Annotated in this window: 12 protein-coding genes; 2 read left to right on the top strand and 10 right to left on the bottom strand. The window is 57.2% G+C overall.

Annotated elements, in window-relative coordinates; all coding sequences use genetic code 11:
- Positions 1-91 precede the first annotated feature (91 nt).
- Positions 92-1,309 (bottom strand): beta-ketoacyl-ACP synthase I, encoded by a 1,218-nt coding sequence (fabB, locus tag ACMYSP_RS19630; protein WP_434583717.1) that lies wholly within the window; start codon positions 1,307-1,309, stop codon positions 92-94.
- 159 nt (positions 1,310-1,468) lie between these two features.
- Here fabB and mnmC point away from each other — a divergent pair, with 159 nt between their 5' ends.
- On the top strand, positions 1,469-3,457 hold the full coding sequence (mnmC, locus tag ACMYSP_RS19625) for a bifunctional tRNA (5-methylaminomethyl-2-thiouridine)(34)-methyltransferase MnmD/FAD-dependent 5-carboxymethylaminomethyl-2-thiouridine(34) oxidoreductase MnmC (protein WP_434583716.1): 1,989 nt from the start codon (positions 1,469-1,471) through the stop codon (positions 3,455-3,457).
- Positions 3,458-3,556: 99 nt separating this feature from the next.
- On the opposite strand, the gene ACMYSP_RS19620 is transcribed toward mnmC, so the two are convergent.
- From ACMYSP_RS19620 to prmB, 6 genes are read right to left on the bottom strand one after another with little or no spacing between them, the layout of a single operon-like run.
- Complete coding sequence (locus ACMYSP_RS19620; protein ID WP_434583715.1) at positions 3,557-3,832, bottom strand: YfcL family protein; 276 nt, start codon at positions 3,830-3,832, stop codon at positions 3,557-3,559.
- A 31-nt stretch (positions 3,833-3,863) separates the two neighbouring features.
- Complete coding sequence (locus ACMYSP_RS19615; protein WP_434583714.1) at positions 3,864-4,424, bottom strand: elongation factor P hydroxylase; 561 nt, start codon at positions 4,422-4,424, stop codon at positions 3,864-3,866.
- Positions 4,424-5,233, bottom strand: a complete 810-nt coding sequence (locus ACMYSP_RS19610; protein WP_123755280.1) for a sulfite exporter TauE/SafE family protein — start codon at positions 5,231-5,233, stop codon at positions 4,424-4,426. Before ACMYSP_RS19610 ends, ACMYSP_RS19615 begins: the two co-directional genes overlap by 1 nt.
- Positions 5,233-6,057 carry a penicillin-insensitive murein endopeptidase gene (gene mepA / locus ACMYSP_RS19605; protein ID WP_434583713.1) on the bottom strand — a complete coding sequence of 275 codons (825 nt, stop codon included), beginning with the start codon at positions 6,055-6,057 and terminating at the stop codon, positions 5,233-5,235. Before mepA ends, ACMYSP_RS19610 begins: the two co-directional genes overlap by 1 nt.
- 3 nt (positions 6,058-6,060) lie before the next feature.
- Complete coding sequence (aroC, locus tag ACMYSP_RS19600; protein WP_434583712.1) at positions 6,061-7,146, bottom strand: chorismate synthase; 1,086 nt, start codon at positions 7,144-7,146, stop codon at positions 6,061-6,063.
- A gap of 29 nt (positions 7,147-7,175) precedes the next feature.
- Entirely contained in the window at positions 7,176-8,108 is a 933-nt protein-coding gene (gene prmB, locus ACMYSP_RS19595) for a 50S ribosomal protein L3 N(5)-glutamine methyltransferase (protein ID WP_434583711.1), read from the bottom strand.
- 166 nt (positions 8,109-8,274) lie between these two features.
- On the opposite strand from prmB, the gene smrB reads away from it, so the two are divergent.
- On the top strand, positions 8,275-8,826 hold the full coding sequence (smrB, locus tag ACMYSP_RS19590) for an endonuclease SmrB (protein WP_434583709.1): 552 nt from the start codon (positions 8,275-8,277) through the stop codon (positions 8,824-8,826).
- 21 nt (positions 8,827-8,847) lie between these two features.
- Here smrB and sixA read toward each other — a convergent pair whose 3' ends face one another.
- From sixA to fadI, 3 genes are all read right to left on the bottom strand, one after another.
- Positions 8,848-9,333, bottom strand: coding sequence for a phosphohistidine phosphatase SixA (gene sixA, locus ACMYSP_RS19585; RefSeq protein WP_123755285.1), 486 nt, complete (start codon positions 9,331-9,333; stop codon positions 8,848-8,850).
- Positions 9,334-9,542: 209 nt separating this feature from the next.
- On the bottom strand, positions 9,543-11,687 hold the full coding sequence (fadJ, locus tag ACMYSP_RS19580) for a fatty acid oxidation complex subunit alpha FadJ (protein ID WP_434583706.1): 2,145 nt from the start codon (positions 11,685-11,687) through the stop codon (positions 9,543-9,545).
- Entirely contained in the window at positions 11,687-12,997 is a 1,311-nt protein-coding gene (gene fadI / locus ACMYSP_RS19575; RefSeq protein ID WP_434583704.1) for an acetyl-CoA C-acyltransferase FadI, read from the bottom strand. Before fadI ends, fadJ begins: the two co-directional genes overlap by 1 nt.
- Positions 12,998-13,003: the final 6 nt, after the last annotated feature.

Raw genomic sequence — 13,003 nt, 5'->3', positions numbered from 1 at the left:
AGGAAAAACCACGTTTTTTTCTTCTTTGTCCGCAATCTAAAAGGGAGCCGATTGGCTCCCTTTTACGCATCACTTGGCATTACACCACGGATTACGCCTTGTGTTTACGCATCACCAGCGTGGCGTTGGTGCCGCCAAAACCAAAGCTGTTGGACATGACAGTCGTCAGCGCAGACTCGGTTGGTTTGGTGACGATGTTCAGACCTGCAGCCTGCTCATCCATCTCGTCGATGTTAATGCTTGGCGCAATAAAGCCGTGTTCCAGCATCAGCAGAGAGTAGATGGCTTCCTGCACGCCCGCGGCACCCAGAGAGTGGCCGGTCATCGCTTTGGTCGCGGAGATAGCCGGGCTGTGGTCACCGAATACTTCACGGATAGCGCCCAGTTCTTTCACGTCGCCTACCGGAGTAGAGGTGCCGTGGGAGTTCAGATAGTCGATTGGGGTATCCACACCGGCCATAGCCTGCTTCATGCAGCGCACCGCGCCTTCACCAGACGGGGCAACCATGTCAGCGCCGTCAGATGTTGCACCGTAACCAACCACTTCAGCATAGATGTGCGCGCCGCGGGCCAGAGCGTGTTCCAGCTCTTCAACCACGACCATACCGCCGCCACCGGCGATAACGAAACCGTCACGGTGGGCATCATAAGTACGGGAAGCTTTGTCCGGCGTTTCGTTATATTTGGTGGACAGAGCACCCATCGCGTCGAATTCACAGGCCATTTCCCAGCACAGCTCTTCGCCGCCACCAGCAAACACGATATCCTGTTTGCCCAGTTGGATCTGCTCAACCGCGCTGCCGATACAGTGTGCAGAAGTCGCACATGCAGAGCTGATGGAGTAGTTCACGCCGTGAATTTTGAACGGGGTCGCCAGGCAGGCAGAAACGGCAGAAGCCATCGCTTTGGTTACCACATACGGACCAACTGCTTTCAGGCCACGCGGGCTACGCATGGCGTCTGCGCCGAACACCTGAGACTTAGAAGAACCGCCGGAACCGGCAATCAGACCGACGCGAGGGTTGTTTTGATAAACGTCTTCTTTCAATCCCGCATCTTCAACAGCCTGCTGCATGGAGAGATAAGCATAGATAGAGGCATCGTTCATGAAACGGACCACTTTGCGGTCGATAAGACCTGTGGTGTCCAGTTTGACGTTACCCCATACGTGGCTACGCATACCAGAATCTTTGAATTCTTGAGAGAAAGTGATCCCCGAGCGTCCTTCACGCAGAGATTCCAGGACTTCCTGCTGGTTGTTACCGATGCTGGAAACGATGCCCAGGCCAGTAATCACTGCACGTTTCATTCAATACCTCTATAAAGTCATGCTATTTTAAGTTTCGAGTCGCACAATAGCGTACACTTGTACGCTGAACAAGTCCGATCAGACAAATTAAGCATAAATTTGCGCCGTCCGGCACACATCGTTAAGATCGTTGCACGCCTTGAGATTCGAGTAACTTACGTGAAACAAAACGCCATACAACCTGCCAACCTGGAATTCAATGCTGAGGGTACACCTGTTTCCCGAGACTTCGATGATGTGTACTTTTCCAATGACAATGGTCTGGAAGAGACACGCTACGTCTTTCTCGGCGGCAACCGCCTTGGCGAGCGCTTTCCGGTGCACCCGCACCCGCTGTTCATCGTCGCCGAAAGCGGGTTTGGCACGGGTCTCAATTTCCTGACCTTGTGGCAGGCGTTTGACGTTTTTCACCGCGACAACCCCGACGCTACCCTGCAAAGATTACATTTCATCAGTTTTGAAAAATTTCCGCTGACCGCCGCCGATCTGCAACGCGCACATGCCCACTGGCCCGAACTGGCGCCGTGGGCCGAACAGCTGCAGGAACAGTGGCCACTGCCGCTCGCGGGCTGCCACCGCTTATTGCTCGACGACGGGCGCGTGACGCTGGATTTGTGGTTCGGGGATATTAATGAACTGACTCACGAGCTTGACGATTCGCTGAATCAGCAGGTCGACGCCTGGTTCCTCGATGGCTTCGCCCCGGCGAAAAACCCGGACATGTGGACCCCGACGCTGTTTTCTGCAATGGCCCGCCTGGCAAGACCGGGCGGCACCCTGGCAACGTTTACTTCCGCCGGTTTTGTGCGTCGCGGCCTGCAGGAAGCCGGCTTTACCATGCACAAATGCAAAGGCTTTGGCCGCAAACGCGAAATGCTCGTCGGTGAGATGGCGCAGACGCTGAATGTCCCGGTACGTACGCCCTGGTTTGCCCGTACCGGCAGCCAGCAGCGCGATGCGGCGATTGTCGGTGGCGGCATCGCCAGCGCCCTGCTCGCACTCGCCTTGCTGCGCCGCGGCTGGAAGGTCAGCTTATATTGCGCCGACCCGGTTCCGGCCGAAGGCGCCTCAGGCAATCGTCAAGGGGCGCTCTACCCGCTGCTGACCCAGCACGACCCGGCTCTGGCGCGCTTCTTCCCGGCCGCATTTACCTTTGCCCGCCGCCTGTATGACGCGCTCCCGGTGATGTTTGATCACCAGTGGTGCGGCGTTACCCAGCTTGCCTGGGATGAAAAGAGCGAACAGAAAATCAAGCAGATGCTGGCGATCGGGCTGCCGGAAGGTATCGCGATGGCGGTTAACGCCCAGACCGTCGCCCAGGAAGCGGGAGTGGACACCGGCTGCGGCGGAATCGCCTATCCCGCCGGTGGCTGGCTGTACCCGCAACAGCTCACGGCCGAACTGTTTGCCCTGGCCGCCATCCGCGGATTGCGTACGCACTACGGTGTTAAGGTTTCGACCCTGAGCCTCGACCATGACGGCTGGCAGCTCAACCACCAGCATCAGCATAGCGTGGTGGTACTGGCCAACGGCCATCAGCTCACCGGTTTCTCTCAGACCGAACATCTACCGGCCTATCCGGTGGCGGGCCAGGTCAGCCATATTCCCACCACGCCAGGACTGGCGGCGCTGCGTCAGGTCCTGTGCTACGACGGCTACCTGACGCCGCAGAATCCCCATAATCAGCAGCACTGTATCGGCGCCAGCTATCATCGAGGACAGAGCACCCCGGCTTTCAGCGCCGAAGACCAACAGCGCAACCGGCAACGGTTGATTGACTGTTTCCCGCAGGCGACGTGGGCAAAAGAAGTCGATGTCAGCGGCAATGAAGCGCGCTGTGGCGTGCGCTGCGCAACCCGCGACCATTTACCGATGGTGGGGAATGTCCCGGATTATGACGCCACCTTAACGCAGTACGCGACGCTGGCCGAAGAGAAAGAGCAGGCGCCGACGGCACCGGTGCACCGCAATCTGTTCGTACTGGGGGCACTGGGCTCACGCGGGCTGTGCTCCGCGCCGTTAGCAGCGGAACTTCTGGCGGCACAGATGAGTGACGAACCGCTGCCGCTGGATGCGACCACCCTGGCGGGGCTAAATCCGAACCGTTTATGGGTAAGAAAACTGCTGAAGGGAAAGGCGGTGAAGTAAACCGCAGGGCGCGTCTGGCAGACTGCACAGCGCGGCGCCGGCGCGATAACCGGCGTCGCACCGCCCGGCCGGATCATCGAGCCGGGCGTTCAGCGGCAATTAATGGGTTGCGCGCTGGTATAAACTGTCCCACATCCCCTGAACCAGGATCTGATCCGGCGGTGACAGTTCACCGGCGCCGATCGCTTTCTCCAGGCTGCGAACGACCAGGTCGTTGATCGCTTTTGCAGAGTGGTCGTCCCCTCCTTCCAGCTCGGCAACCGCCAGTGTCAGGTGGCCGCGCAGATAGCCGCTGGCAAACAGTTCATCATCACTGGCGTGGTCTACCATTTCATCGATCAGTGCCAGAATGCGTGATTCAAACTCCGCGAGCATTGTCTTTCCTCTTCTAGTGTCAAACGTGGCGTTAGTGCAGGTCTTCCGGCCACGGGAATTGTTCTGCCGTCAGTGGCGGCGTCTGATAATATTCTTGTAAGGCCCGGATAAAGCGTGCCGGGCGTTCTGGTATCCCTTGCTCGAGCAGGGTCATCACCTGCGCATGGACGCGGCGCTGGAAGGCAATGCGATCGGGCTCAAAGTCCCCTTCCAGGTTGTCACAGCTGACGTTAAACGGAAAACCTGCCGCGACGCAAAACAGCCAGTCAAATGCCTGGGGCTTGACTTCAACCTCTTCAAACTTGCACTGGGTCATCGCGTCACGGCCATCCGGGCAGTACCAGTAACCGAAGTCAACCTGTTCGCGGCGGGCCTTGCCCGCGATACACCAGTGGGAAATCTCATGCAGTCCGCTGGCATAAAAGCCGTGGGCAAAGACGATACGGTTATACGGCACGTCGTTATCTGCCGGAAGATAGATCGGTTCGTCATCGCCTTTAATCAGACGGGTATTAAAATCGTCGGCAAAGCAGCCGTCAAAAATCGCGATCAGCTGCTGATATTGGTGTTGCTGTTGCTGTTGCTGTTGCATTAATGAATTCCCAACCACTGAAGAATTTCAGCCCCGTGGCTGTCATAAAGAAGTTTCGCGCTCATCACGGCGGAGACAACCACAATCATCGGACGAATCAACGATTGTCCTTTACTCAGTACCAACCGTGAACCGGCACGGGCGCCAATAAACTGCCCCGCCATCATCACGAACCCGGTAGCCCAAATCACCTTGCCGCCAATGATAAACAGCAGCAGCCCACCAACGTTGGAGGTAGCGTTCAGTACCTTGGCATGGGCGGTTGATTTGGCGAGGTTAAACCCGGCGAGCGTGACGAAGGCCAGCGCATAGAAGGAACCGGCTCCCGGCCCAAAGAAACCGTCATAAAAGCCCACGCAACCGCCTGCGATCAGGGCAAACGGCAGGCCATACAGGCGACGCTGGCGGTCTGCTTCACCTAATCTCGGCATCAACAGGAAATACAGGCCGATGCCGATGACCAGCACCGGCAGGATCTGGCGCAGAATATCGGACTGGACGTGCTGCACCAGCAACGCACCGGCGGTTGAGCCGATAAAGGTCATCAGGATATTCAGCTTCTGGTCGGCCAGGTTCACCACCTTGCGGCGGATAAAATAGAGCGACGCGGAAAGCGATCCGCCACAGGCCTGCAGCTTGTTGGTCGCCAGCGCCTGCGCCGGAGGTAGTCCGGCTGCCATCAGCGCCGGGACGGTCAGTAGCCCACCACCGCCCGCCAGCGAATCAATAAACCCAGCCAGAATAGCCACGAAAAAAAGCACCACCAGTACCATCGGTGACACCATAAACAGGTCAACAAAGCTTTCCATTACAGCACATGCTCATCCAGTAGTGCCTGGCAGGAAGGCGGCAGCGGCGGCGGCGTCTTCTTCACAGGAGAGGTGGTTCCAGGTTTTGGTGGTTCAAACCAGCTTTGTAACTCGGCGCCACAGCCATCACCTGCCGGTGGTGGGGCCTGCTCTTCGCACTCCAGGCTGCCCGCCGGGCACCGCAGTCGCACGTGCATATGCGCACGGTGCTGGAACCACGGTCGCACTTTACGGAGCCAGCCACGATCCTGACCGGCGTCGAGGCACAGTTGCTGCTTGATAGCCGGGTTCACAAAAATGCGCGTGACGTCGTTATCTTCTGCCGCCAGTTTAATCAGGTTGCTGATTTGCGGGCTCCACAGAGACGGCACCACGTGCTTACCGTCACGGGCGACCAGATCCAGCGCCTGCGGTTTCAGCAACTGAGCCGAGCTCCAGCGGGTCTGCGGGAGCTGGAGGAAGATATCGACATCAAGCCCGCTTTGATGGCTGGCATGACCGCCGTTAAAGCGCCCGCCCGCCGGCATCCCCATGTCGCCAATCAGCAGCGTACCCATTCCACGGCTATGCACCTGGTTGCCCAGACGCTGGATAAACTGAACCAAATCCGGATGGCCGAAATAGCGACGCTGGTCGGTACGCATGACCTGGTAGCTGGCCGCGTTTAGCGGCAGCCCCTGCGCCCCCACGATACAGCCGTTCGCAAAGGCACCGATAGACTGCGCGCTGCCGCTAATAGGCTGAGTGATTTTTTGCCACGGCGTTGCCGCGAGGCTGGCAGAGCTGGCAACAAGCGCCAGCAGAGCGATAACGGTTTTTTTCATCGATTACCAGCGTGGAATTGATGTCGTCACGTCGCCATTTTGTGCGCGCTGACGCATAAAGTGATCCATTAACACGATCGCCAACATCGCTTCAGCGATCGGCACCGCACGAATGCCCACACAAGGATCGTGGCGACCTTTGGTGATCATCTCGACTTCGTCACCGAAGCGGTTAATTGTATGTCCCGGTACGGTGATGCTGGAGGTCGGTTTCAGCGCGATATTCGCGACGATCTGCTGACCGCTGCTGATCCCTCCCAGAATGCCGCCCGCATGGTTGCTCTGGAAGCCAGCTTTGGTGATTTCATCACGGTTTTGGCTGCCGCGCAGTTTAACCACCTCGAAACCATCGCCAATTTCCACGCCTTTGACGGCATTGATGCTCATCATCGCGTGAGCAATGTCGGCATCCAGACGGTCAAATACCGGCTCGCCGAGCCCGGCAGGTACGCCGTCGGCAACTACGGTCACTTTCGCCCCGATGGAGTCGCCCTCTTTTTTCAGGCCACGCATCAGTTCATCCAGCGCGTCGATCTTCTCCGGGTCCGGGCAGAAGAAGGGATTTTGTTCAACCTGATCCCAGTCTTTTATCGCCAGCGGAATATCGCCCATCTGGGTCAGACAGCCGCGGATAACAATCCCGAATTTTTGCGCGAGGTATTTCTTGGCAATGGCACCAGCGGCAACGCGCATCGCGGTTTCACGTGCTGAAGAACGACCGCCTCCGCGATAGTCACGCAGGCCATATTTCTGCTCATAGGTGTAATCGGCGTGTCCCGGGCGGAACACATCTTTGATCGCGCCGTAATCCTGCGAGCGTTGGTCGGTATTTTCGATCAGTAAACCAATGCTGGTGCCGGTGGTGACACCTTCGAATACCCCAGACAGAATCTTCACCTGATCCGGTTCACGGCGCTGGGTGGTGTAACGCGATGTCCCCGGACGGCGACGGTCCAGATCGTGCTGCAGATCGGCTTCCGTCAGCGGAATGCCTGGCGGCACCCCGTCAACGATGCAGCCCAGCGCCAGCCCGTGCGATTCGCCAAAGGTGGTGACGCGAAAGAGTTGTCCAATTGTATTTCCTGCCATCACGGCTCCGTCATGTTTGCGTGTTGTTTTTAGTCTTTATAAATGCCGAAATGCGCGCGGGCGGCGATCAGCTGTGATTTGGTCAGCATGAAGACGCCATCCCCGCCATTATCAAACTCGAGCCAGGTAAACGGCACGTCCGGATACTGCTCAATCAGATGTACCATGCTGTTACCGACTTCACAAATCAGAATCCCGTCGTCGCTGAGATAATCCGGTGCGTTGCCGAGGATACGGCGCGTCAGCTTCAGGCCATCGCTGCCGGAGGCCAGGCCCAGCACCGGCTCGTGGCGATATTCACCCGGCAGATCGGACATATCTTCTTCATCAACGTACGGCGGGTTAGTGACGATCAGGTCGTACTGTACTTTCGGCAGGTCACGGAACAGATCGGAGCGAATCGGTGTCACGTGGTGGATCAAACCGTGCGCTTCGACGTTTTGTTCAGCAACGGCCAGCGCGTCGATGGAGATATCCACCGCGTCCACTTCCGCTTCCGGGAAGGAGTAGGCGCAGGCAATCGCAATGCAACCGCTGCCGGTACACATGTCGAGAATATGCTGCGGCTGATGGTCGATCAGACCGGAGAAGTGGTTATTGATCAGTTCGCCGATCGGAGAGCGCGGCACCAGCACCCGCTCATCAACGAAGAACTCATGGCCGCAGAACCAGGCTTTATTGGTCAGGTACGCCACCGGAATACGTTCGTTGATACGACGAATCACGCGTTCAACAATGCGGTGTTTTTCACTGGATGTCAGACGGGCGGTGTGCATATCCTCCGGGATATCCAGCGGCAGGTACAGTGAAGGCAGCACCAGCTGTACCGCCTCATCCCACGGGTTATCGGTCCCATGGCCATACCAGATATTCGCCGCGCTAAAGCGGCTGACAGCCCAACGCAACATGTCCTGAATGGTATGCAGCTCATTGACTGCTTCATCAACAAAAATTTTATCCACGCCATCCTCCAGGACACGCTATACGGTAATTTCGGCGGCTAGTTTGCCACGAAGACGGCGATAAATCAGCATTCTTACGTCAGGCCGGCGGGGAAAAATACGTTTTGCTTGCCTGAACAGAGGCCGAGTCGGGTAAACTAGCGAAAAGAAATGATGAGAGTGGGCAATGAAAAAGAAAACATCGCTAAGCGACGAGGATCAGGCGCTGTTCCGGCAGTTAATGACCGGTACCCGTCAGATTAAGCAGGACACGATCGTTCACCGCCCGCTGCGTAAGAAAATCACCGAAGTACCGCCCAAGCGTTTACTGCAGGAGCAGGTGGATAACAGCCACTATTTTTCGGATGAATTTCAGCCGCTGCTAAATAGCGAAGGGTCAGCAAAATACGTCCGCGCTGATGTCAGCCATTTTGAGTTGAAAAAACTGCGGCGCGGGGATTATTCGCCGGAGCTGTTCCTCGATCTGCATGGCTTAACTCAGCAGCAGGCCAAGCAGGAGCTGGGGGCGCTGATCGCCGCCTGTCGTCGGGAGCATGTATTTTGCGCCTGCGTGATGCACGGTCATGGCAAGCACATTCTCAAGCAGCAAACGCCGCTGTGGCTGGCACAACATCCGCATATTATGGCGTTTCATCAGGCACCAAAAGAGTACGGCGGAGACGCCGCACTGCTGGTACTGATTGAGGTGGAAGAGTGGCAACCGCCGGAGCTTCCGTAATACGGATGCTCCGGAGGGAGATTAGATAGCTTTTGCCATCTTCAGATTGCAGGGGCTCATCTGCCAGGTAAACTCACCTTTGCCGTCCGCATCCAGCGTGACACAAGCAATGGCCGACGTGGTAAACATCGGGGGAGTTTCTCCCGGACACAGCTCTGAGACAAGGTACCCCACCAGCGGCAGGTGCGAAACGACCAGCACCGTTGAGACACCTTCATTTGCCAGCGTCTGAAGCCAGGCGTTGACCATGCCCACATCGCCACACGGCGTGAGCTCCGGCATCACGTCGACATTTTCAGGCAGGTTCATGCACTCTCTTACCACATCCAGCGTCTGTTGTGCACGCAGGTAAGGACTCACCAGAACCCGTTCAATATCCACTTTCTGACCTTTCAGCCAGGTTGCCATCTGACGGGATTCATCACAACCACATACGGTTAATGGACGAACCGAGTCACTGGCTGCATCGAGGGCAGCGTCGCCGTGACGCATGATAAAAACTTGCATATTGCACCGCTTTTGTTAACCAGAAGCACCGCAGTCTTACCTGCATAGAAAGCACGCAGTCGACCCGGTGGCCGGGCATTGTGCCTGATTCATCCAACGAATGAAACGCTGTTTTTTACCTCAATGGCGTAAGTATAGTCAATGATCGTTTACAAAACAGCCACCCAACAGCGTCGTTCATCGCCGGAATTATCTTCTTTGACCAAAACTTAGGTCGTCCGTTCGCCAGTGGGCCAAAAGGTTGCCCCCTGCTCGGCCATGCGCAATAAATTTTCACATGGTGTAAAACGTGGACCGTACTGAGCGGCCAGACGTTGCAAGATGGCAACTACTTCACCCGCGCCGAGCGTATCCATATAACGGAACGGGCCGCCAAGGAACGGCGGGAAGCCAATACCAAACACCGCACCGATGTCGCCATCGCGTGCGCTGCGAATAACCTGCTCATCGAAACAGCGTGCGGCTTCGTTAAGCATCATCATCACGCAACGCTCGGTAATCTGCTGCGCGGATAAACGCGCCTGCGGGGCAGAAACCCCCAGCAGCGAATAAACGGCGGCATCAGGTCGTTTTTTGCTTGTACGCCCTTTTGTCTCATAAAGATAGAAACCACGGCTATTTTTTCTACCTTTGCGATCGTCATTCAAGATCGCATCAATGATATTTGCAGGTGGACTAAAACGTTCTCCCCAGGCCGACTCCAGAACCGGGATAATTTTGGTGCCGGTATCGATACCGACCTCGTCCAGCAACTGAATAGGTCCCACCGGAAAACCGAACTTCACCAGCGACTTATCGATATGTTCAATAGGCTCACCTTCTGTCAGCAAGCGCATCGCCTCATTGATGTAAGGTGCCAGAATACGGTTCACATAGAAGCCTGCTTTATCGGCCACCACAATCGGTGTTTTGCCTTGTAGTTTGGCTAGCTTCACCACCGTCGCTATCGTTTGCTGATCCGTATTTTGGTGAGGGATCACCTCGACCAGCGGCATTTTTTCGACCGGGCTAAAGTAGTGCAGACCAATGACCTGCTGAGGCCGCATGGCCTGCGCCGCTATTTCGCCGATCGGGAGTGACGAGGTGTTTGAGGCGAAGATAGTCTCCGGACCGCAGTGCGCTTCGATTTCTGCCACCATCTGCTGTTTCAGGGCTAAATCCTCAAATACGGCTTCTATTACCACATCACGATGGGCAAATCCTTGATAATCCGTGGAACCTGATATCAGCGCCAGCTGGCGATCCCGCTCGCTGGCCCGCAAATAGCGACGACGAACCTGCTTGTCGAGCAACTCCCAGCTGTATTTCATTGCATGATTGATGCCACGGGACTGAATATCTTTAATGCGCACCGGCAGACCGCCTTTGCTGGCGGTCACATAAGCAATCCCCCCGCCCATCAGGCCGCCGCCGAGGATCCCGATACTGCGTAACGGAGCGGCCTGCGCATCGGCGCCGCGATCTTTCTTCAGATCCGTACTGGCGAAAAATATCGAGCGTAAAGCTTGCGACTGTGGCGTCATTGCCAGCTCACCAAAGGCGCGCGCCTCCTCGGCGTAGCCGCTGCTACAGCCATGGGTCAACCCATTTTCGATGACCTGCAGAATACGTTCAGCAGCAGGATAGTTGCCCTGAGTTTTCTGCTGCGTCTTTTTCCTCACCAGACGGAACAACAGGCTGCGCCCCAGCGGCCCGGCCAGTACCCGTTCGCGTACCGGCACATTACGGCTGGCCGGACGCTCCTTCAGCGCCAGCTCAACCGCCGTCTGCAGCAGGATAGCCTGCGGGACCACATCATCGACCAGGCCCGCCTTGAGCGCCTGTCGTGGGCGAAGCTGTTTGCCGGTCAGGATCATCTCCAGCGCGCTGCTGACGCCAATCAGACGAGGGAGTCGTTGAGTACCGCCGGAGCCCGGCAGCAGGCCCAGCTGCACTTCCGGGAGGCCTAAGCGCGTTTTGTCATCGTCGCTGCACACCCGGCCATGACAGGCCAGCGCCAGTTCGAGACCGCCGCCAAGGCAGGCGCCATGGATAGCGGCAATCACCGGGATCGTCAGGCCGTGGATCTCGGCCATAATCTGCTGCCCCTGGCGAGCCAGGGCTTCAGCTTCTTGTGCGCTAGTGCAGCGGGCAATCATGTTGATATCCGCGCCGGCAATAAAGTTATCCGGTTTGGCGGATATCAGTACCACGCCGCGCAGAGATTTGTTGTCGCGGATCTGGCGGACTATCGCCCGTACCTGCTGGCCAAACTCCGCCTTCAGGGTGTTCATCTTTTCACCCGGCGTGTCGATGGTGATCACCGCCACGTTGTCCGGGCGAATATCAAGCGTAAATGCCGATGCCATTTCCATTATTCGGCCTCCAGAATCATCGCCGCACCAAGCCCGCCCGCCGCACAGGCGGTCACCAGACCAAATCCGCCGCCTCTGCGTCGCAGTTCATGCAGCGTCTGAGTGATCATCCGCGCGCCGGTGGCGGCGAAAGGATGCCCGTAAGCGATTGAACCGCCCAGCACGTTAAATTTGCTCTCATCCACTTCCCCGGTTGCCTGCGAACGGCCCAGTACTTCGCGGGCGAAGCGGTCGCTGGCAAGGCATTGCAGATTCGCCAGCGTTTGCGCAGCGAAGGCTTCATGCATGTCGATCAACGTTAAATCAGCCAGCGTCAACCCGGCTCGCTCCAGCGCCAACGGCGTTGACCACGCTGGCCCCAGGAGCATGTCCTGGCGCACATCAATGGCGGTAAAGGCGTAGCTGCGCAGGTAGCCAAGCGGGGTTAATCCCAGCGCTCTGGCACGGGATTCGGTCATCATAATGACTGCCGCCGCGCCGTCGGTTAACGGCGTACTGTTGGCCGCGGTGACCGTACCATGTTTACGATCGAATGCCGGGCGTAACTTTTGGTAATCAGCCAGGGTTGAATTTTTACGAATGTTATTGTCATTTTCCAGCGGCTCGCGGAACGGCGGCGCATAGGCGGTCATCACTTCAGCCGCTAACTTGCCCTCTTCCCAGGCTTTGGCAGCCAGTTGGTGCGAACGATGCGCCAGCGCATCTTGTTGTTCACGGGTAATGCCCCATGTTTTTGCCATTTGCTCTGCGGTATCCCCCATTCGCAGCCCGGTCGAATACTCGGCCACCGCAGGCGGTACCGGCAAAAGATCGCGAAGACGTAAACGGGAAAAGAGCTTCAGGCGCTGTCCGAGGGTTCGTGCTTTATTGGCGTCCACCAGCGTGCGGGCCAGTTTTTTACTGACGCCGATCGGCAACACCGAGGAAGAGTCGGCTCCGCCGGCAATACCTGCGCTGATTGTGCCGGTCATCAGGCTTTCCGCCACGTTGGCGACAGCCTGAAAACTGGTGGCGCAGGCGCGGCTCACGCTGTAGGCGTCGGTGTGCACGCTCATGCCGGTACCAAGCACTATTTCGCGAGCAATATTAGGGGCTTCCGGCATCTGAACCACCTGGCCAAACACCAGCTGTTCAATCATTTCCGGGGGGATGTCGCTGCGAGCCAGCATTTCACTGATGACCATTTTCCCCAAATCAACGGCGGGAACACCGTGAAATACCGTTGCCTGACGGGCAAACGGGGTACGTAAACCGCTGACAATGGCAATGCGATCGCCCTGACGGGTGACAAGCGGTAATGCCTGACTCATGACTTT

The sequence above is a fragment of the Klebsiella sp. R390 genome (genome assembly GCF_051131745.1).
Classification (GTDB): Bacteria; Pseudomonadota; Gammaproteobacteria; order Enterobacterales; family Enterobacteriaceae; genus Klebsiella.
Note: the sequence above shows the minus strand (reverse complement) of the source record. Positions and strands in the feature narration are given on the sequence as shown.

Excerpts from the sequence above, each read along its gene's own strand:
- fabB (WP_434583717.1), bottom strand. The coding sequence starts at position 1,309 with ATGAAACGTGCAGTGATTACTGGCCTGGGCATCGTTTCCAGCATCGGT.
- fadJ (WP_434583706.1), bottom strand. The coding sequence starts at position 11,687 with ATGGAAATGGCATCGGCATTTACGCTTGATATTCGCCCGGACAACGTG.
- mepA (WP_434583713.1), bottom strand. The coding sequence starts at position 6,057 with ATGAAAAAAACCGTTATCGCTCTGCTGGCGCTTGTTGCCAGCTCTGCC.
- ACMYSP_RS19610 (WP_123755280.1), bottom strand. The coding sequence starts at position 5,233 with ATGGAAAGCTTTGTTGACCTGTTTATGGTGTCACCGATGGTACTGGTG.
- sixA (WP_123755285.1), bottom strand. The coding sequence starts at position 9,333 with ATGCAAGTTTTTATCATGCGTCACGGCGACGCTGCCCTCGATGCAGCC.
- ACMYSP_RS19620 (WP_434583715.1), bottom strand. The coding sequence starts at position 3,832 with ATGCTCGCGGAGTTTGAATCACGCATTCTGGCACTGATCGATGAAATG.
- aroC (WP_434583712.1), bottom strand. The coding sequence starts at position 7,146 with ATGGCAGGAAATACAATTGGACAACTCTTTCGCGTCACCACCTTTGGC.
- ACMYSP_RS19615 (WP_434583714.1), bottom strand. The coding sequence starts at position 4,424 with ATGCAACAGCAACAGCAACAGCAACACCAATATCAGCAGCTGATCGCG.
- smrB (WP_434583709.1), top strand. The coding sequence starts at position 8,275 with ATGAAAAAGAAAACATCGCTAAGCGACGAGGATCAGGCGCTGTTCCGG.
- fadI (WP_434583704.1), bottom strand. The coding sequence starts at position 12,997 with ATGAGTCAGGCATTACCGCTTGTCACCCGTCAGGGCGATCGCATTGCC.